The 19,756-nt window shown below is 41.0% G+C and carries 18 protein-coding genes; 9 read left to right on the forward strand and 9 right to left on the reverse strand.

Going from position 1 to position 19,756, the window contains the following annotated elements; genetic code table 11:
- Nucleotides 1-13: 13 nt before the first annotated feature.
- The 7 genes from CSV64_RS11265 to CSV64_RS11295 all read right to left on the reverse strand — a co-directional run bounded on the left by CSV64_RS11265 (nucleotide 14) and on the right by CSV64_RS11295 (nucleotide 8,117).
- Nucleotides 14-1,090, reverse strand: a complete 1,077-nt coding sequence (locus tag CSV64_RS11265; protein WP_099634555.1) for a S26 family signal peptidase — start codon at nucleotides 1,088-1,090, stop codon at nucleotides 14-16.
- Nucleotides 1,083-1,583: a sigma-70 family RNA polymerase sigma factor gene (locus tag CSV64_RS11270; RefSeq protein WP_099634556.1), complete on the reverse strand. Its 501-nt coding sequence runs from the start codon at nucleotides 1,581-1,583 to the stop codon at nucleotides 1,083-1,085. Before CSV64_RS11270 ends, CSV64_RS11265 begins: the two co-directional genes overlap by 8 nt.
- A 19-nt stretch (nucleotides 1,584-1,602) precedes the next feature.
- Nucleotides 1,603-2,892, reverse strand: a complete 1,290-nt coding sequence (locus CSV64_RS11275; protein ID WP_099634557.1) for a polysaccharide deacetylase family protein — start codon at nucleotides 2,890-2,892, stop codon at nucleotides 1,603-1,605.
- Nucleotides 2,893-3,088: 196 nt separating this feature from the next.
- The gene (locus tag CSV64_RS11280) at nucleotides 3,089-4,684 is read right to left on the reverse strand and encodes a long-chain-fatty-acid--CoA ligase (protein WP_099634558.1); all 1,596 of its coding nucleotides are present in this window, start codon (nucleotides 4,682-4,684) and stop codon (nucleotides 3,089-3,091) included.
- A 224-nt stretch (nucleotides 4,685-4,908) separates the two neighbouring features.
- Nucleotides 4,909-5,481: an SCO family protein gene (locus CSV64_RS11285; RefSeq protein WP_099634559.1), complete on the reverse strand. Its 573-nt coding sequence runs from the start codon at nucleotides 5,479-5,481 to the stop codon at nucleotides 4,909-4,911.
- A gap of 72 nt (nucleotides 5,482-5,553) precedes the next feature.
- The gene (locus CSV64_RS11290; RefSeq protein ID WP_099634560.1) at nucleotides 5,554-7,314 is read right to left on the reverse strand and encodes a GMC family oxidoreductase; all 1,761 of its coding nucleotides are present in this window, start codon (nucleotides 7,312-7,314) and stop codon (nucleotides 5,554-5,556) included.
- A gap of 23 nt (nucleotides 7,315-7,337) precedes the next feature.
- Nucleotides 7,338-8,117 carry a gluconate 2-dehydrogenase subunit 3 family protein gene (locus CSV64_RS11295; protein ID WP_099634561.1) on the reverse strand — a complete coding sequence of 260 codons (780 nt, stop codon included), beginning with the start codon at nucleotides 8,115-8,117 and terminating at the stop codon, nucleotides 7,338-7,340.
- A gap of 364 nt (nucleotides 8,118-8,481) precedes the next feature.
- Here CSV64_RS11295 and CSV64_RS11300 point away from each other — a divergent pair, with 364 nt between their 5' ends.
- Together CSV64_RS11300 and CSV64_RS11305 are read left to right on the forward strand one after the other, a co-directional pair.
- A complete protein-coding gene (locus tag CSV64_RS11300; protein ID WP_099634562.1) occupies nucleotides 8,482-8,922 on the forward strand; it encodes a cell wall hydrolase in 441 nt (146 codons plus the stop codon).
- Between the two features lie 170 nt (nucleotides 8,923-9,092).
- Nucleotides 9,093-11,678, forward strand: coding sequence for a CBS domain-containing protein (locus CSV64_RS11305; RefSeq protein WP_099634563.1), 2,586 nt, complete (start codon nucleotides 9,093-9,095; stop codon nucleotides 11,676-11,678).
- Nucleotides 11,679-11,840: 162 nt separating this feature from the next.
- On the opposite strand, the gene CSV64_RS11310 is transcribed toward CSV64_RS11305, so the two are convergent.
- Nucleotides 11,841-13,175, reverse strand: a complete 1,335-nt coding sequence (locus CSV64_RS11310) for a hypothetical protein (protein WP_099634564.1) — start codon at nucleotides 13,173-13,175, stop codon at nucleotides 11,841-11,843.
- A gap of 172 nt (nucleotides 13,176-13,347) precedes the next feature.
- On the reverse strand, nucleotides 13,348-14,268 hold the full coding sequence (locus CSV64_RS11315) for an HNH endonuclease (RefSeq protein WP_099634565.1): 921 nt from the start codon (nucleotides 14,266-14,268) through the stop codon (nucleotides 13,348-13,350).
- 255 nt (nucleotides 14,269-14,523) lie between these two features.
- Between CSV64_RS11315 and CSV64_RS11320 the strand changes: the two genes are divergently transcribed.
- The 7 genes from CSV64_RS11320 (at nucleotide 14,524) to CSV64_RS11350 (ending at nucleotide 19,513) form a co-directional block, all read left to right on the forward strand.
- Nucleotides 14,524-14,967 carry a LytTR family DNA-binding domain-containing protein gene (locus CSV64_RS11320; RefSeq protein WP_099634566.1) on the forward strand — a complete coding sequence of 148 codons (444 nt, stop codon included), beginning with the start codon at nucleotides 14,524-14,526 and terminating at the stop codon, nucleotides 14,965-14,967.
- A gap of 10 nt (nucleotides 14,968-14,977) precedes the next feature.
- Complete coding sequence (locus CSV64_RS11325; protein ID WP_099634567.1) at nucleotides 14,978-15,400, forward strand: DUF3021 family protein; 423 nt, start codon at nucleotides 14,978-14,980, stop codon at nucleotides 15,398-15,400.
- A 1-nt stretch (nucleotide 15,401) separates the two neighbouring features.
- Entirely contained in the window at nucleotides 15,402-16,295 is an 894-nt protein-coding gene (locus CSV64_RS11330; RefSeq protein WP_233190448.1) for an ABC transporter ATP-binding protein, read from the forward strand.
- 3 nt (nucleotides 16,296-16,298) lie between these two features.
- Nucleotides 16,299-17,153, forward strand: a complete 855-nt coding sequence (locus tag CSV64_RS11335; RefSeq protein WP_099634569.1) for an ABC transporter permease — start codon at nucleotides 16,299-16,301, stop codon at nucleotides 17,151-17,153.
- Nucleotides 17,154-17,251: 98 nt separating this feature from the next.
- The gene (locus CSV64_RS11340) at nucleotides 17,252-17,803 is read left to right on the forward strand and encodes a hypothetical protein (protein ID WP_099634570.1); all 552 of its coding nucleotides are present in this window, start codon (nucleotides 17,252-17,254) and stop codon (nucleotides 17,801-17,803) included.
- Between the two features lie 118 nt (nucleotides 17,804-17,921).
- Complete coding sequence (locus CSV64_RS11345; RefSeq protein ID WP_099634571.1) at nucleotides 17,922-18,719, forward strand: CPBP family intramembrane glutamic endopeptidase; 798 nt, start codon at nucleotides 17,922-17,924, stop codon at nucleotides 18,717-18,719.
- A gap of 260 nt (nucleotides 18,720-18,979) precedes the next feature.
- Nucleotides 18,980-19,513, forward strand: a complete 534-nt coding sequence (locus CSV64_RS11350) for a GNAT family N-acetyltransferase (protein WP_233190449.1) — start codon at nucleotides 18,980-18,982, stop codon at nucleotides 19,511-19,513.
- Nucleotides 19,514-19,756 lie beyond the last annotated feature (243 nt).

Genomic DNA, 19,756 nt, shown 5'->3' on the forward strand with positions numbered 1-19,756 from the left:
AGCGTATACGCCTTTATTTTTCCACTATCCATTGCCCGGAGCTTGTATCCCTTCCCATAGTGAACACTTGCTCCACGACACCTTCTCGATCATATTGATAACGTATTTCTACTTTGTCATTGGCAATCGGAATAGCTTTACGATACGATGCTTCAAGGAATAACTCTCCTATTCGGCTTGATTGTGCGAACACCGCAGATTCAGGTAGTTTATTCAAACCAGTTAGCTGATCGTATAAATATAAATCAAAGTACTGCTCGGGCGTATAGTCGCTCTTAAGTTGATCTGTTAGATAATCTATATAGATAGATTCCGTTTTTTCTTCGGTTGCTACGCCAATCAGTTTGCCATAAATCTTGTGTATAGGCGTGATCGTCGCTCCTTGCACTGTGTCTTTAGCTGGGAAATGGTTCAATAATAAGTATTCCCGAGCGTTCAACAGCTGATCATAGCCACCAGCAATCGTTACATGTTGTTCCTTATACCGATCCATCAGTTCGGATGATAACTCGTTCCCATTGACTTTCAACTTGCCGTTTTGCAAGACAACACGATCTCCAGGAACGGCGACGACTTCATAATAGACACCTGTATACGTCGGTAAGTGGCTATTCGTATTCGTAAATGTCCGTACTACGTCCCCCGGATCATAAACTGAGGCATCGTACAGGTCTGCTTTACGTTCTATAACTGGATGATACGTATCCGGACTCCACTGAAGTGAAAACGATTCGTCATCGACATATAATAGACCGTCTACTTTTCTCACGACGGGTAATGAAGAAAATTCTTCGTAATCAATAGCGGATAGTTGATCTTTCTTTTGCAACGCAGAAATCAAAGCCATATCGTCAAGTGGATCATAGGGCGTTCCTGGACCTTGATCAGCAGACAGTTGACTATCTGAAACAAAGTTAAATACTAATAACAAAGCGACTACCGGTAGTGCCGCCGTAACTAGCAGCGCTTGCCAAGAAAACTGCCTCCTTTGCGAAGGTTGAAGGTTTTCATGTACCCGCTGTTTGATTCGTCGCTCCTGTTCCGTTGTATCTCCCATCATTTGGTCCAGTTTTCGTTTAAAATCATTCATAGGTTTCTACCTCCTCTTCCGCAAAAAATCCCTTAAGTTGCAACTTCGCTCTTCGTAATCGAGTCTTGATCGTATTTTCATTAAGCTCAAGAAATTCTGCGATCTCGGCAATCGATTGCTCGTCATAATAATATAAAAGTAATGGCTCGCGGTATTTCAATGGCAGCTGAAATAAATGCTTTTCGAGTGAAGCTAGCTGCTCTTGCTCGAGTAATTGTTGCTCCGAGCTTTTAGTAGATACAAAAATCGACTCGAACACCACATCTTTCTTATGTTTCCAGGAGCGCAAATAATCTTTTGCACGATTAGCGGTCATTTTCGTTAAGTACGTTTTAATTGAAGCTTCATTACGGAACTGGTCACTTTTCTGGAAATACGTAACGAAGACTTCTTGCACGACATCTTCCGCGGTCGACCAGTTTTTCACGTATAAATAAGCGATACGCACTAAATAATGCGAATGTTCATTCATTATTTGATCCATTTCATTCATTTGGGTTAGTCACTCTCTTCTATGGCCATATCATGTCTCCGTCAACATACGTTGCAAAATCCTTGAATGACCTTTTTTCTGTCATGCCAAAGCGGTTCACTTCATAATTGGACTGATCCATATTGGCATATCCTTCGACTGTTGTATAGCCGATCAGTAACCCTACTTCTTTAGCCGCCGCAATGAACTCTTCATTATATTGTCCATACGGGTATGCGATAGAAACGGCTGAAGGTACGTGTTGTAAGTTGGTCTGCAAGTCTTCAATAATTTCTTCTTCTGTATGTTCAAATACTAAGCCAGCTCCACTTTCTCTACCTAGTTCATGTAATGCACAAGTGTGGGCTTCGAACTGAAATACATCGTTCATTTCTTTTAAATCTTCTACATTCAAATATTTCAATAATCCTCCACCGTCAAATGCCGGACCTTCTTTTTCTCTATCCATACGGGCAGAAATAATATGTTGTGGCGAAGTAAAGCCATATCGTTTCAAGACGGGATAGGCATATTCTTTGGATGACAATAAACCATCATCAAATGTAATAATTAACGCCTTCTCGGGTACAACAAGTCGGCCTTCCAAGTAATCATACAACTGTTGTGAGGTCAATGTCGTAAATTGCTCATCAGCCAAATACGCCATCTGTTTCTCAAAGCTTTCGAGTGAAATGGTACTCATCTCCGTTTTCATCTGTTTACGAGGTAGCACTTGGTGATACAGCAGCACCGGTAATCCTTCATCCATTTTTACTGAAGGCTTGTGGATATAACCTGCTCGCTCACCTACTTTGATGAGATACCAGTCTTTTTCTTCCTGTATGACCGGGTAGCGATAGCCTTTTCTTAATTGAATGAGGACATCACTTTCAATATTCGAATCTGTATACACAGGCGTTGTTTGGGCGGTTTTTACAGAGCCCAGTCGTTCTGTATGTAATGGAGCTTTCAACACGTTCTTTTCTACTTTTGCCTGACCTTTACGAATGAAAGCTGGCATCTTGCCTACTCGAATTTCGTAATACTCCTCATCTTCTCCTATCAAGGCAACCGCTTGATTGGCTTGTAGTTCACCGATTCGGATAAGGTTCTTTTCCTTCATATAGATCGGTTGGTTATTTGTTAGCGTCAACACCTGATCAAATTCTTTTTCTGTAATAAACGGTTTGTTTTGTATAGTTTCTGCAAAAGCTGTAGCTGATTGCTCATGGAACAATGGTACTTCATTCAAATTCCACTTGGCTTCATTTCCCATTATAAATAACAGTAAGCTCGCAAGTAACAGAACACAGCTATATATTTTCTTCATGTGAATCCCCCTATTATCATTTGCGCACCCTACAGACGGAGGATTCCCGAAAAAGTTTCAAAAGTTTTTTAAAAAGTTTTTTAAGATCATCTTGCTTGCTCAGAACTGGATGCAACTGTTCCTGAACTCTTCTACTTCTTTATAATAAAAGGCACTCTTTCGCTCTTTGTAGAACGAAAGAATGCCCATCACTTTATTAATTCACTTTACGACCCGTTTTCCCTACCTTTTCCCAGTAATCGTCCCGGATCTGCACTTTCAAGATTTTACCTGACGCTGTTTTGGGCAGCTCATCCACAAACGTCACGCCTGTTACTGCTTTAAAATGGGCGAGATTTGCTCTCGTGAAGTCCATAATATCTTGCTCGGTCGCTACTGAACCGCCACGCAATACGATATACGCATGCGGCGTCTCTCCCCACTTCTCGTGAGGCACAGCAATTACCGCAGCATCTAGAACAGCGGGATGGTCATAGAGCACACCTTCGATTTCAATAGACGAAATATTTTCACCGCCACTAATGACGATATCTTTCTTGCGGTCAACGATATTGACGTAGCCATGCTCATCAATCGTCCCCATATCGCCCGTCATCATATAACCGTCACGTAACACTTCATCAGTCGCCTCTTTGTTCTTCCAATAGCCTTTCATGACCCCGTGACTACGGACTGTAATTTCACCTGTCTGCTGACCGTCCTTGGCCACTTCTTCTCCATAATCGTCAACTAAACGGACATCTACACCAATCATCGAATAGCCTGCTTTTGCTTTTAACTGAAGCTGTTCGTCATCTGATAAATGTTGGACAGTCGAGCGAATTGTAGAGAACAAACTTAACGGAGAAGTTTCCGTCATGCCGTAGACTTGAATGAATTCCCAACCGAGTTCTTTTTCCACCCGTGAGATGAAGGATGGTGGCGGTGCAGAGCCCGCAACAATCACTCGGATCTTATGCGTGAACATTGGCTTATGCTCTTCACAATATTGGAAGAGCAAATTCAATACAGCCGGTGCCATATGCAATATCGTGACTTTATGCTGTTGAATCGCTTCGATAATAGTCTGCGGCGACGTTTTACGTAAGCAAACTTGGGAAGCTCCGTTCGCCGTATAATAAAATGGTGACCCCCAGCCGTTGACATGGAACATCGGCAGTACATGAAGCAGCACATCATCATCAGTCACACGCAAATGATGCATCGCACTCATAGCATGCAAATAGTTATTTCGGTGCGTTAGCATAACCCCTTTCGGATTACCTGTTGTACCACTCGTATAAAGTAAACTGCACACATCATCTTCTTGCACGTCTGCACGGTCAAATGATTCCATAGAGAAAGATTCGAGCCAGACATTGTAATCTATTGCGTTTGAATCATCTTGTTTATGATGAATAATAATTTTCTCTACCGTGTCGAGCGAGTGCTCAATCGGTTTGATGAGATGATATAAGTCCTGGTCAACAAATAACAACTTCGCCTCACTATGATTTAAAATGAATACATAATCTTCAGGCTTCAGTCGTGTATTTAACGGTACCATGACGCCACCTACTTGATAGAGTCCATAAAAGCCTTCAAGCATTTCAATCGAGTTTCCACATAAATACGCTACGTGATTTCCTTTTTCAATACCCAAGTCACGTAAACCACGTGATAGCTGATTCACACGACCGTTTAATTGTGCGTATGTAAAAGTGCGTCCTTCTTCTCCAAAAATCGCTTCCTTACCCCCATACAGCGTAACGGCACGATCTAGGAATTGCGTCAAAACTAATGGAACATTCATCTGCATACCTCCTCATTCTGTTCTAACACAATTGTATAGTAAACGTTTCCATTTTACTATATTTTCTAATATTTTAAAACAATTATATAATAAAAGATCAGTAGAACTATCTTCTATAGCTGTTTTCATCTGTAGTATGGCGTACGTAAATCTTACAAAGAAAAGCATTCATTTACTCTATTTTAGAGTAAATGAATGCTTTTTTTAATTGCATGACAGAAACGCTACTTCCCTAAAACCTTCTTCACGTCCGCCACCAACAAGTCATTTTCCGTATCGCTCATACCGTTATACTGCTTGACGATCTCTCCGTCAGGATTTATTAAGTAAAAGAAAAAACTGTGCGATCGCTGATCAAGTGCCCCTTTTTCCAGAAAAGCTTTAAACGTATGAACCGATAGATCTTGAATTTCTTCAAACTCATAACCTGTTAAAAACGTCATCGTCTGTAGGTCAGCACCATAGTCCTTTGCATACTCTCGTAAAACTTCCGGTGTATCATTTTCCGGATCAATGCTGAACGAAATGATAGGGGGGGTGAAGCCGTCTTTTTTTAATTCCTCTTGAATACCGACCATATTAGCCGTCGTTCTCGGGCAAACGGTCGTACAGTGCGTATAAGAGAAGTAAGAAATCCACCAATCACCTTTTAAATCATCCAAGCCCAGTGTATTCTCGTCTTGTGTAGTGTAGTCGAAATCTGGGATTTCCTCTGACATATTCGTTTCAATTGTCTTGTTGCAGGCACTCAGAAAAAGAGCAACTGCCAAAAGTATGAGGACGGATCGTATAGTCATAGGCATCTTTCCTCGCTTAAATAGGTATGAAAGAAAGGAGAGAGGTTTCGATTCCTCTCTCCTCTTGGCAAATTATGCTTTTGCTGTTTCCTCTTTTTTAACCAATTGGCCTCCGCCGTTCTCTAAGAACTTGATCATACCTTCTGCAGCACGATACGCGAGAGCACCAACTGTCGCTGTAGGATTGGAGCTACCCATAAGTGGGAATGAAGAAGCCCCTACGACGAATAAATTATCCATATCCCATACTTGTGAATAGTTATTGACAGCGGATGTTTCAGGATTGTCTCCCATGACTACACCGCCACCTGTATGGTCAGATAATGACGTTTTATCAAATTCCGTTTCCTCTGTAATTTCAGGCACGGTAATATGATCGGCACCCATTTGTTCCAGTAACTCTTTACCTCTTTGGTGAGCATATCTGACAATGTTGCGGTCTTGATCATGGAACTTGCTCGTGACGCGTAGCAATGGATCACCAAACATATCTGTATACGTCGGATCTAAGTCCATATAGTTTTCACGCCAAGCAAGCGCACCATTTTGTTGCTGAACGTCTATCCGACGGTTCGCATAGAAAATGGACTTGTCTTTAAATTCTTTCCCCCAAGAAGGGACACCTGCTGGAACGTGGTTATTCGTAATCGGTCGATCTCCTCTTTGAGACGTACGCAAACAGAAACCATGCAAGAAATCGAGTTTCGTGTGATCCAGTTGCTCCACGTTGAAATCATCCATCGTCACACCAAGTGCGCCGGTACCTGCATAGCGATTGAATTTCTTTTCATCAAAGAATCCACGTACACGTGTATGCGTCAAGTTGCGCTGGTGAGCAGTTAAATGGCTACCAATCACGCCTGTTCCGTCTTTTGGATTGTATGGCTTGCCGATTTCGGATAATAACATGAGACGCGTATTCGTAAAGGTGAATCCAGCCACAACGACAATATCTGCCGGTTGAATGAACTCTTCCCCCGTTTCCGTATCTACATATTTAATACCGACTGCTTTTCCATTTTCATGGACAATCCGAACTGCGTACGAGTTATTGCGCAACTCATACTTACCGCTTTTATTTGCTGTAGCTAACACTGTAGCAATCGGATCGGCTTTCGCTCCGAAGTCACAGCCGAATGATTCACAAAATGCGCAGTACACACATCCGTTGATCGTCTCTCCGTCGGGATTCGTATACGTCTCCGATATGTTAGCAGAAGCTATACGATACGGATGGTACCCCAAATCTTTTGCAGCTTTCGTAAAGGTACGAATGATATCCGTTTCTTTCATCGGTGGGGTTGGATATTCATCCGAACGTTGACCTGGCCGCAATGGATCCGGCTCACCAGAAATACCAGCTGTTTTTTCAAACTGATCGTAATACTTCTCCAATTCATCATATGTAATACCCCAGTCTTGAAGCTGCATATCTTTCGGGATAATCTTCTCTCCATACTTTTCTACCGTCTTCGTATGCATTTCAAAATCTGTTGGAAGCCAACGATAGACCATGCCGTTCCAGTGAACACCTGAACCGCCAGTAGCTGTACCATTAATCGCATTGGTATCGTTACTTCGGTTAGGCGTCGCCGTTTCATCCAGCGTATTGCGGATCGTCAACGTTTCTTTGTTCAATTCTTGGAACATGAGTTTCCGCACATCGTAACGAAGTTCATCTTTTGCACCGACGAAATCTTCTCGCTTCTGCGCTTTCCCTCTTTCTAATCCAACTACTTTATATCCTTTTTTCGTTAATTCAGCTGCTGCAATACCACCTGCCCAGCCTGAACCTACAACGACCGCATCTACTTTTTCTAATGTTTTTACCATTCTTTTCTCCCCTTTCCTATCATTTATTTAGGTTGATAATCTGTCAGGCTCACTTGATCCATTTTCACGAACTTATCTTCTTCTATCATATGGGCATACGATGCGATAGCACCTGGATATTCTTTCATTTTCCAGCCTTTCATATCTCGATTGCCTCCGTATAACGGATCACAATACGCGCCTTCAAGCGTAGTAGAACGCAATAAATTAAAGAATCCTTTTGAACTAATGCCTTTGACTTCCACTTTGTCATCTGCAAAGTCCGTCATAATTTCTACTTGCTGATCTTCGGTCGCTTTAACGAAATTCGTATCAAAGCGTTTTTGGCTCTCGGCATCCATTGTTCGTAAACCATTAATAAAAATCTGCCCACGGTCAAGGCTAGAGTCCGAAGCCGCTGCTTTAGAACCTATGAAAGGACCTTGTCTGAAATCGCCGACATTGGACCCATAAGGACCTGCCAACTGTTTATCGATATAATAAGGAACTCCTAATTCTATCGCTCCAGGACCGTTATCATCTTCAGGGAAGATTCGCTCCACTGCCTGTTCCAAAATAGCGAAATCAGCAATACGTGTGAAATACATACGCGCTTCTTCATATCGCTTTTCTTTACCGCTTCCTTTATCCCCAGCGGTATTCGAATTCGTATCGTTTTTAGATCGACTACTGAATAGACCGCCAAGTAGCGCACCACCGGCTACACCTCCGACAGCAATTCCTGTGTTCTTAACAAAATTACGGCGTCCCGGATCGGAAACTTCATTTGTATTCTTCGGGTTGTTCGAATTATTATCAGCCATTGGCTTTCCTCCTCTTTATGTAAATAGTTCAACACTACATTAGTGATGCACATCGGAATACATTCCCACTTTTCGGGAAACTGAATGCGTATGCAGTAATGCTATCACAATGTGATTATCGTAAATACTAGCAGACACTAAAATACTATTTTTACAGTGATTGTATAGAAATGTACTGTCCTATGCACAGTCTAAATCCTTAGTCCAGATTTTTCAAACTATTAACCTTTACCCTACTTTTTAAAAATATAAGCCTATTCGACGATCTACATTCAATATTTTCTTCGAAGTACTTCTATAGATCCTTCTAAAAATGTCACATCATTACCCGCTGTTCTCATACACTATGAATGAGGTGAAAACTATGGCGAGAGTCAAATATCGAGATTCAGATGTCGACTTAATGGCAAGAATGATGAGAGCGGAAGCCGAGGCCGAAGGTAATCAAGGTATGTTATATGTCGGAAATGTTATCGTGAATCGTGCAGTAGCCGATTGTCTAGACTTCAGAGATGTGCGGTCTATAAACGATGTCATTTTCCAAATACAAGGCAATAATTATTCTTTTGAAGCGGTGCAAAAAGGAAACTTGTTCTACCAACGCGCTCGAGCTTCTGAAAAAAGATTAGCTGAACGGACTCTAACAAACTGGCGTCAACATCCCGCCCACTATGCGTTATGGTATTTTAATCCATACGCTCCCTGCCCACCTACTTGGTATGGTCAGCCGTTTACAGGGCAATTTAAAAATCACTGTTTCTATGAGCCAGTAGCCGGTACGTGCGAAAGTGTGTATATGGGTTAAGGCAAGTACCATTTACTAGACTGAATTGAACATATTGGTTGAAGATGATAAACTGGTCTCATGAACACAATCGAAATTAACGAGTAACCACCTTCCACTTGGTCAGGATAGAGGGTGGTTACTTTTCTTTTTATACTACTTGAACCACTTTCAAATAGGAGGTACTACCCGTGCAAATTATTACTTCACACGTCAATACAGACTTCGACGCACTTGCTTCAATGATTGCGGCGAAAAAACTGTATCCGGACGCACAACTAATTATTTCAGATAAGCTCGAAAGTCGCGTACAACGTTTCTTAAATATTTATCGGGATGTCTTCGACTTTGTGCCAAGCGCTCACGTCGACTGGGAACAAGTGACGGAAATGATTATCGTCGATGTTGCATCTTTAGCTAGAATCGGCAAACTTCCTGACGATTTCGATGCATCTAAGCGAAAAATCATCGTCTACGACCATCACCAAAAAGGTGAAAATGATGTGCAATATGATGAAGGTATCGTTGAATTAACTGGCGCTGCGGTCACTCTACTTATTGAAGAAATACGTAAACAGAATATAGCTATTTCAAGTTTCGAAGCTTCATTATTCGGGCTTGGCCTGTATACAGACACAGGAAAATTTACATATGCGAGCACCACGGTACGGGATATGAAGGCAGCTGCTTATCTGCTTGAGCAAGGAATGAGCCTCGAAATGGTCGGGAGTTTCGCGGAAGAAACGTTGACATTCGAACAGCAAGATTTATTAGATCAACTTCTTACCCATACTGAAATTCATGAAGTAGATGGTCTTGAAATTGCCGTCAGCACACATGAGTTAGATCATTTCGTAAACGGCCTTGCGTTGATTACAACAAAGGTGTTAGGCGTTAAAGGAACCGATGCGGTCATTACTGTTGTTAAAATGAAAAACTCCGTGTTTATCGTGGGACGTGCAAACTCAGAACGCATCACATTGCAACCCATTCTAAAAAAACTTGGCGGTGGCGGTCATCAACACGCCGGTTCCGCTACGGTGAAAAAAGGAGATAAAGAAGCGATTCTTGAAGATATCAACAGCAGTTTGGAAACAATACTGCGGCCAGCGATTACCGCAAAAGAGCTGATGACTTCTCCTGTTAAAACACTGACACCCGATACAACGATCGAAGAAGCGGGGCGTCGCATGTATCGCTACGGACACTCCGGCTACCCGGTTGTCGAAAATAAAAAACTAGTCGGCATTATTACTAGACGAGATCTCGATAAAGGGAATCATCATGGACTCGGACATGCGCCTGTAAAAGCGTATATGACGACTAAAATGTATACTATTGAGCCCGATACGTCACTCGAAGAAATCCAAGAGCTTGTCATTAAACACAATATCGGTCGCTTGCCTGTCATTGAAGACGGAGAAATCGTTGGCATTGTGACTCGATCGAATATTATCCAAGTTCTCTATAGCGATATGATGGCGGATAAAAAAACAGCAGACACTCCACCTTCCCGTGAGATCATTAATAAAATGCAAAAGCAACTGCCAGGAGAAGCTCTCCAGTTGTTGAAAGAAATCGGAGAAACTGCCAGTCGAATCGACGTGCCTGTTTATTTAATTGGTGGGATTGTCCGGGATATTTTATTGGACAAGCCAAATTTCGATATTGATATCGTCGCGGAAGGTAATGGAATTGAATTGGCCAATAGCTTGATGGATACACATGGTGGCGACGTCATTGAACATGAAAGTTTTGGCACGGCGACATGGAATACACCGTCCGGCTTATCAATCGATATCGTATCGTCTCGACTCGAATATTATGAACAGCCTGCTGCTTTACCCGAGATCGAGACATCCGTTCTCGGCGATGATTTGCAGCGCCGCGATTTCACGATCAACGCCATGGCCATCCGTCTCAATGCCGAAGCGTTCGGTGAATTGATTGATCCGTTTGGCGGGCAGAATGATCTACGTGAGAAGAAAATCAAAATTCTTCATAATATTAGTTTTGTCGAAGACCCTACCCGCATTTTCCGAGCGGTACGTTTTGAACAACGTTTTGGATTTTCGATGGATGAACAGACAGAAAAATTGGCGCTTGAGTCGATCGATAAAGTAATCCATTTGTCACCTCAACGCATTAACGAAGAAATGATCCGTTTATTTACCGAAGGCAGTCCGCAAGAAGTGATCCGACGCCTGTTTGAACTGAATGTATGGCAACAGTTCGGTGTGAATGAAAAACAGATGGATGCATCGGTTGCTACGGCTGAAAATCTAGAACAAATTTACAACGAACAAGTACGTAAGATTACGAATTTAAAAATCGCTGAAAAACCTAGTTGGTTCAATTACTTTTTACTCCCCTTCTATTGTAATGATAGCTTGTATGCCGCAGAGAAATTCACGTTGCGGAAGAACAGGAAAAAGTTATTGGAAGAAATCATGGAGTTGCAAAAACATGAACAATGGAATGAGTCTACACAAACAGGAGACTACCATCTGTTTTTACATGACTACTCCGATGAAGCTATTCTGTTTATTCTAGTGGCTAATCAAGTGCCCTATCAGGAATCCGTTATGGAGTATTTATATGATCGTAACAAGCTGCAAAGCTATTTGAATGGCGGTGATTTAGTCAAAGCAGGACTGAAGCCAGGTCCAACTTTCTCTAAGATCTTGCTACACTTGGAAGTGAGCCAGCTAAATGGAGACGTTTCTTCAAAAGAGGATGCGGATCAGTGGTTGGAAGAGTATTTATGTACGCTATAATAAATTAATACAAAACAGCCCGCACTTTTCCATTGAAGTGTGGGCTGTTTTAGTTTCACTCTGTATTTTTCTAAGTCCAACATAACTCCTTTTAAAAAACACCTAGAAAATTAGAGGAATACTCTAACTTTCTAGGTGTTCATTATTTAATAGTGACGAATCTTATTTCGAATCCGCTCGAAAACCTGATTTATCATAGCCATATTTATCATAACCATTTCGATCGTAGCCGAGTTTATTGAAACCTTTTCGGTCATATCGATCCGCATCATAGCCAGACTTATCATAGCCTTGATCATCCCGGTCCGTTCCATTTCGGTGGAGTCCTTGTGGGGTGAAGCCGTTGCAGTCGAACCCTTTTGTATCATACTTCGTACCATTGGCATGTTTGCCATCCCGATTAAAACCATATCGATCATAGCCGAATCGGTTATAGCCTTCTTTATTAAAACCGTTCTTATCATAACCTTGCAAATTAAAACCTTTTTTATCATAGCCTTGGCGATTTCGTCCATTCTTCCCGAAACCTTCTCGATCGACGCCTGCTTTATTAAATCCGTCTCGATTATAGCCTTCACGATCCATGCTATGTTTATTGAAACCTTGTGCATCATAGCCTTCCGAATCATAGCCCAGCGAATTTAAGCCCGATGCATCGTATCCTGCTCGGTCAAAGCCATCTCGATTGTAACCGTGCTGATCATAACCTTCTGCATCATACGTCTTTTCACTAATATGGGCGCCATCGCGTGTAAAACCTTCGCGATTGTATCCTCTTTTATTATAGCCGTCTGCATCAAAGCCCGCTTGATCAAAGCCGTGATCATCGAATGGACTATTATTTAGATGAACGCCTTGAAAATCAAAGCCTTTGCCGTCATACATTGTACCATTCATATGCTTGCGATCACGATTGAACCCTCTTTTGTCATAGCCGAATTTAGTATAGCCTTGACGATTAAAACCGTTCTTATCATAACCTAGCTTATTAAATCCATCCGTCCCATAACCTTGGGCACTGACACCGTATTTATTGAAACCGTATTTGTCATAGCCTTGTTTATTGAAACCCGCACGGTTGAAGCCATGGACATCATAACCGTCCCTGTTATAGCCATTCTTGTGAAAGCCTTGGCGGTTGAAACCATCCGCTTTATAGCCTTCTTTGTCATAGCCTTGGACGTTATAACCACTTTTATTATAACCTTCTGCATCATAACCATAACGATCATAACCCGTTCGATCAAAGCCCGCTTTATTATAGCCCGTTGCCTTAAATCCTTCTTTGTCATACCCTTGATTATTATAGCCATTTTTGTCAAAGCCTTGTGCATCAAAGCCATACTTATCAAAACCACTGGCATTAAATCCTTGTTCATTAAAGCCGTGACGATCATAACCAAACTTGTTAAACCCTCGTCTGTCAAAACCTTCACTATTATAAATTGTCGTATCTCGTTCTATGTCTTTATTTTTTAACGGATCACCATAATTCATGTCGTACCTCCGCACAATATGTTATCGAATTCACACTCTCTATGCATCATACTACAAAAAGAGGGTAAACTCACCAAGTTTTGCAAGGCGATCGGTGAAGTATGGTGATTTAACCGGAACACGAGCGCTTATATTCGATCACTCACTGAATGTGCGGTGATGACGGTAAGTTCTATTCCTTAAACATATGTTTCTTATGCCATTTCAAATATGGCTTGTTGTTCTCCGTTCGATTCACTCTCATCTTGCTGTGCAATCCATACTTCTCGTAATCCTCTTCAAGAATTCTAGATGAAATATGAATTTTGCCAGTTCCGTCAAACGCAATGAAACCGTAATGATAGAGCGCATCATGATTGCGACAGAGCAGAATGCCATTGTTCGGATCAACGCGTTCGTTGTTCGTGCAATCTTTCCAAGGTTTAGCGTAGCTAGCTTGCAATAATTCCGGTAGCTCGATATCGCATAGCGCACACTGATCATTCCATAATTGCATGAGTTCGTTGCGGAAGCGCTGATGACCCATTCGCACTTTCGTTTTCGTTTCCGATTCGGTTTCAGCAAGTACCGGAATGAGGAAATCATGCTCCGTCTTCTGCACGGTGCCCATAACGAACTCCAATTGTTCTTCATCGATCTCATAGATATTCAAATCTGCAATCAACTCAACTAATTTAATCGTCAGTTCTTCATTGCATGGGAAGAGATAACCTTGGTTTCCATTGCCATTCTCTTGAAATGCAGAATACTTAATCGGCAATAGCGGTAGAAGTTCATCGAAACAATCCGCAATCGTCAACGATTGATCGAGTTCATGATACTCCACTTCCACTAAGTATCCTTTGGCGTCTTCACTATCTGTCAATGGAATCGAAGACGGCTTTCGTTCCTCGCGGTAACTCGACTTCGCCACACTTATGGCGACAATATCCCCTTTTACATAATGAAAGATACGATCTCCCCCGCGCACTTCCTTCATCCGTTCCCAAAAATGATGAACATTGCCTATACTGTCTTGCTGCAATGACCAAAGCACACCTAATTCTTTCTCTTCATCATATGTACGTCCTTGCATAACGATATAACTTTGCATCGTGCTTCACTCCTTTGCGACCTGACGCGCTTCTTCTCTCTTGATTATACCGAAACTGACTATCTTTCAACAGTCGATTGATACATTCCATGTCGTGATCTTTACTTTGCATTAAAACAATGAGGCTGGCAACGTAATTGAATAGCAAAAGCTCTTTATGTAACTAACCCCCCTCTACATGCAGGTCACCACAAAAGCCATTGTTCGATTTCCATCACCATGATACGATTCAGCCATGAACAATGAATAGAGGTGATGACCATACAGCTGAAAATTGAAGAATCCAATGAATTTCAGGAGATTGAAATCACGATCAGATGCCCTGAAGTAGATGAGCGCTTATCCCGCCTCATACAGCAGATCAATCAAATGATGTATAGCTTTACCGTTACAAAAGATGACGCTGTCTATTCGATACAATCTAGTGAGGTTCTCTATATCGAAACAGTGGACAATGCATCCTTTTTATACACACAGGATGACGTCTATGAAAGCGAATTACGGCTGTATGAATTTGAGAATCAATTGAAAGATACGCGATTTCTGCGGATCAGCAAACATATGATGGTCAATACATCCAAAATTGAAAGTGTTCGTGCGTTATTGAATGGGCGATTTCAAGCCGTCTTAGAAAACGGTGAACTGGTCATCGTGAATCGTCATTACGCAAAAATATTTCGAAAGCATTTCCTAGGATGAGGTGAAGCGGTTGAAACATCTTTTACTCTATATAAGCGGGGCTTGCTTCGCATTTACATTCAGCACGTTCGTCTATTCACTATTCCGGTTTCTTGGAATCTACCCTCCACTGACAGAAAACATGACGCTTTCCATGCTAGTCATTTCTATCATCATTACGATTCTTATTTTTCTTTCACATCAATTACCAATAGAGAATCCGATTTTGATGTATGTGTTAGAAGTGAGCTGCGTCATGACTGTGATGATCGTAGCCGGTGCATTTTTCAACTTATATCCTTTTGGGTTGTATAACGTAGTGACGGCTGTATTGGTGGGGCTTATTGCGTATGGTTCTGTTATTGTACTAATTTACTTGAACAATAAAGCAGATGAGTTAAAAATAAATCATATGATCTTGCAGAGGAGGAGTCAGGATACAAACAATCATTGATGTGGAGAATGTCAGTAAATCGTTCGGTCATGTGAACGCTGTTGATGATATGAGCTTCTACGTAACAAAAGGAAGTCTATTTTCATTTCTTGGAACGAACGGCGCCGGCAAATCGACAGTCATATCTATTATTTTAACCGCACTTCAACCTGATAGTGGCTCCGTAACGGTCAACGGATTTACGGTTGGCAAAGAGGATGAAGTAATTCGGAAAGAGATCGGAGTCGTATTCCAAGAAAGCTTGCTAGACCCGCTATTGTCTGTTCAAGAGAACTTAGAAATACGTGCACAATTGTATGGAATGGCAAAGCAGGAACGGCTAGCGGCCATACAGCGTTGCGCTGAAATTGTAGATATTCATTCCATCTTAAAACGACGATACGGCAAATTGTCTGGCGGCCAGAAGCGAAGAGTCGATATCGCTCGTGCCCTCCTACACCAACCCAAAATTTTGCTCCTCGATGAACCGACAACAGGACTCGATCCACAAAGTCGGCAGCAAATCTGGAAAATGATCGGACACTTACAAAAAGAGCATGGCATGACCGTTTTTCTGACGACACATTATATAGAAGAAGCCGCGAATTCAGATTTCGTTATCGTCATAAAAGAAGGACGGATTATCGCCAAAGGAACTCCGATAGATTTAAAACAGCAATACTCTGCAGATCGCTTATTTATTACGACGACCGACCACATTGCATTGCGCACACATTTTCAACGAGATCATGTGCAGTATCAAGAAGAAACTGGCGGATACACAATCGACTTACCGAATACGCTAGCAGCCATTCCTATACTCACTACATACCAATCGCTTATTTCATCTTTTGAAGTACGAAAATCTAGTTTGGATGATGTCTTTATTCGTATTCATGATCGAAAGGATGTGTAGACCATGCTAATTTTTGCCAAAAGAAACTTATTACTCTATTTCCGTGATAAATCTGCAGTGTTTTTCTCATTGCTAGCCGTCTTAATCTTGATTGCACTCTATGTATTCTTTCTTGGCGATTTGATCGCGGATGGAGTGCCGGACTTTCCAGCGAAGCATTGGCTCTTGCTGTCTTGGATTATCGCTGGTGTCATCACGGTGACGAGTGTGACGACAACATTAGGTGCATTCAGTGTGATGGTAAATGACCAAGCAACGAATGCCTATAAAGATTTCCGTGTGACGCCCATCAAACCACCCCAATTACTCGGTGGCTATATAATCAGTTCACTCTCCATAGGATTTCTTATGTGCATCATGACGCTTCTCGTAGCAAATGCAATGCTTCTCGCCACTGGTGAGCCTTTACTTTCATTCACACAACTCATTCAATCGGTAGGCGTACTATTTCTAGCGGTTTTGACTGCTAGTTCCATGACCTCTTTACTCGTCATTTTCTTTAAAACCTCCCATGCATTTGCTGCAGCTAGTACAGTAATTGGTACATTGATCGGCTTCCTTACCGGCATTTACATTCCAATCGGCACTTTACCTGCCTACTTACAAAGTATGATTCACATTTTCCCCATCTCCCATATCGCCGCTTTGCTTCGCCAAATTCTCATGGACGCTCCAATGACTGAAGCATTCGCTCAAGCACCCGTTGAAATGAAAGAAAGCTTTCAGTTGAATATGGGAGTGGTTTTCAAAGTAAATGGTTGGCATATCTCCCCTTTAGTCAGTGTGATGTATCTACTACTAATCACTATTATTTTCTTTATGCTTTCAACTAGTGTGATGAAATATACTAGAAGATAGGTGTTCCGATATCAAAAAGCGTCATGATCACAAACGATTCAGAATAATTATGCTAGTATATACATAAACAATATCACTCTAGTAAAGGAGGTGAATACATGGATTTCATTGCTTGGACGATTATTGCTTGTGAAATAGGTTTTTGGGTCGTTATTCTTACAGGACTCATTACACGATATGTATTCAACAAAAAACGGCTCGGCTTATTTTTTCTAGCATTAACACCAGTCATCGATTTACTATTGCTAGTCGTCACGGCTACCGATCTGTACAACGGCGCTGTTGCTACACAAGTTCATGCCATTGCGGCGATTTATCTAGGTGTATCGATTGCTTTCGGAAAAAGTATGATTGGCTGGGCGGACGAACGCTTTCTTTACTACATCAAGAAACAAGGCACAAAACCAGCGAAGAAAACAGGATATGCCCATGCACGCCATTCCGTGAAAGGTGCGTTACAACATGTACTAGCATTTATCATCGGTGGCGGTTTCTTGTTTATAATGATTTACCTCATTGGAGATGCCAATAAAACGGAAGCACTCTCTCAAATGCTGAAGTTATGGGCGCTCATTGTGGGCCTTGATATGGTGGTCTCACTCTCCTACTTCATTTGGCCACGGGCTGAAAAAGTGAAACGGCATAGGTAACCTGCTGTTTTCATGGAGATACCGGTTCGGTAGATGGAATGGATTCTAGATAAGAGGATGCAAATTATTTAAAATGTTAATGTAAGGATTTTCCAACTAATATACGAGGGGGTTGTATATGACAAAGCAAAAAAGTGTTAAAGGATTATTAATTTATCTTTTAGTTAGTATCATTGCAATGTTTTTCCTTTATCTAATTGGACTATCGATATTATTGACAAATCCGACCGAGTTAAAGCAATTGAGTGAAATGATGGGGATTTCGGGATCACCTGAAATGTTAGCCTTACTCGCCGTAACTCCCAATTTCATCATAATAATAGTAGGGCTTGTAATTGGATTTTTCACAGCTCATAAAGTTGGTTTGAAATCTGTGGTTATTCACCCTAACGCTAGAGTAAAGTCAAAATCAGATTGGATAAATGGTATTAAACTAGCTATAATACTAGGTTCGATTACAGCTGCCGTTGTGATTGGTTTCGATTATTTTTTTCAATCGTACTTACCAGATAGCTTAATCGAAACATTACAACCGTATTCCGCATTACACTTTATATCGGCTTTACTGTACGGAGGGGTTGTTGAGGAACTAATAATGCGTTTCGGTGTGATGAGCTTGTTGGTTTTTATTTTTTGGCAATTATTTAATCGGAAATCGGAAAAACCTACTAATTGGGTCTTTATCCTAGCCATATTCATTAGCGCCTTACTATTTGCATTAGGTCATTATAGCGCAACCGCAAATATGACAGAAATGACCGCATTCATTTGGTTCCGAATGATTCTCCTGAATAGTATTGGTGGCTTATTCTTTGGTTGGATTTATTGGAAGCACAATCTAGAGCTTGCAATGCTTGGACATATGTTTGCACATATTGTTATGAATTTAATAATGTTGGTTATCTCATTTTCATAACAAGGCGATAAACATCACTGTTCTTACTCTGGTAATGTTAAGCGTAGGAATAAGTAACTTGGAAGGAATATACATCCTCAAAATAATATTCTACAAAAGGGTTCAGATTCTTTAACAAGAATTTGCACCCTTTTCAGCAACAGGTACAATATTGTTGGGGATCACAGTGTAGTATTACATGATGTCCCAATTAATACAGGTAAATCTTAAATTGAGTTAATGGAGTGTGAAAAGAAATGGTGTATCTAGGTCATAAACCAATGATAGAAGGGAAAAAAGTTGTTCTCAGACCTTTTAAAGACGAAGACTTTCCTTTTATAGAAGAATGCTTAAAGGATCCCGAAGTATTAAAACTGACAGGAAGCAGTTCGGATTTTAATAGAGAATCAATTCTCCAATGGTACAATACAAGAAATGAACAAACTGATCGCCTGGATCTTGCTATTGTTGACCAATCCCAGGGCTTACTAGTGGGAGAGGTAGTGGTCAATTTATACGATGAAAAAAATCATAGCATGAATTTTAGGATACTTATTGGACCAAGGGGTAGAAATCGTGGATTAGGAACTGAAACAACCCAACTTATAATTGATTATATATTTACTAACACTACACTGAACCAACTTACTTTAAGTGTTTTTGATTTTAATCCAAGGGCCAAGTATGTTTATGAAAAAGTTGGCTTTGAAATAGAAAATATTGATAAAAACGATCTAGAATTTGAAGGTGAATGGATAGATTCTATCAATATGAAACTGAAAAAAGAAAGTTGGCTGAAGAGAAAAAACTCTTAAAATAATATTGGGCAGAGTATATTTCCTGAATAATGATCAGAAGCAAACGGGTGCAATACTTGAATAAGGATTATGCCGTTAAAGGGCCATATTATTATAATAACATTCTTGTGTAGTGCAAGATAGAAGTACAGAGTTTTGAAAGGAATAAGTACATAACGCTGCAATTGTAAAATAATAAAAAAAGGCTTGCCAGCCTTCCAAAATTTCTCTACTGTATTGGTGTCGAATCAAATCAGTGGA

Source organism: Sporosarcina sp. P32b (assembly GCF_002743335.1).
Taxonomy (GTDB): domain Bacteria; phylum Bacillota; class Bacilli; order Bacillales_A; family Planococcaceae; genus Sporosarcina.

Coding starts and splice junctions, on each gene's coding strand:
- CSV64_RS11320 (WP_099634566.1), top strand. CDS start 14,524: ATGACCATACAGCTGAAAATTGAAGAATCCAATGAATTTCAGGAGATT.
- CSV64_RS11335 (WP_099634569.1), top strand. CDS start 16,299: ATGCTAATTTTTGCCAAAAGAAACTTATTACTCTATTTCCGTGATAAA.
- CSV64_RS11285 (WP_099634559.1), bottom strand. CDS start 5,481: ATGACTATACGATCCGTCCTCATACTTTTGGCAGTTGCTCTTTTTCTG.
- CSV64_RS11275 (WP_099634557.1), bottom strand. CDS start 2,892: ATGAAGAAAATATATAGCTGTGTTCTGTTACTTGCGAGCTTACTGTTA.
- CSV64_RS11315 (WP_099634565.1), bottom strand. CDS start 14,268: ATGCAAAGTTATATCGTTATGCAAGGACGTACATATGATGAAGAGAAA.
- CSV64_RS11280 (WP_099634558.1), bottom strand. CDS start 4,684: ATGAATGTTCCATTAGTTTTGACGCAATTCCTAGATCGTGCCGTTACG.
- CSV64_RS11345 (WP_099634571.1), top strand. CDS start 17,922: ATGACAAAGCAAAAAAGTGTTAAAGGATTATTAATTTATCTTTTAGTT.
- CSV64_RS11340 (WP_099634570.1), top strand. CDS start 17,252: ATGGATTTCATTGCTTGGACGATTATTGCTTGTGAAATAGGTTTTTGG.
- CSV64_RS11270 (WP_099634556.1), bottom strand. CDS start 1,583: ATGAATGAAATGGATCAAATAATGAATGAACATTCGCATTATTTAGTG.
- CSV64_RS11290 (WP_099634560.1), bottom strand. CDS start 7,314: ATGGTAAAAACATTAGAAAAAGTAGATGCGGTCGTTGTAGGTTCAGGC.
- CSV64_RS11310 (WP_099634564.1), bottom strand. CDS start 13,175: ATGAATTATGGTGATCCGTTAAAAAATAAAGACATAGAACGAGATACG.
- CSV64_RS11350 (WP_233190449.1), top strand. CDS start 18,980: ATGATAGAAGGGAAAAAAGTTGTTCTCAGACCTTTTAAAGACGAAGAC.
- CSV64_RS11295 (WP_099634561.1), bottom strand. CDS start 8,117: ATGGCTGATAATAATTCGAACAACCCGAAGAATACAAATGAAGTTTCC.
- CSV64_RS11265 (WP_099634555.1), bottom strand. CDS start 1,090: ATGAATGATTTTAAACGAAAACTGGACCAAATGATGGGAGATACAACG.
- CSV64_RS11300 (WP_099634562.1), top strand. CDS start 8,482: ATGGCGAGAGTCAAATATCGAGATTCAGATGTCGACTTAATGGCAAGA.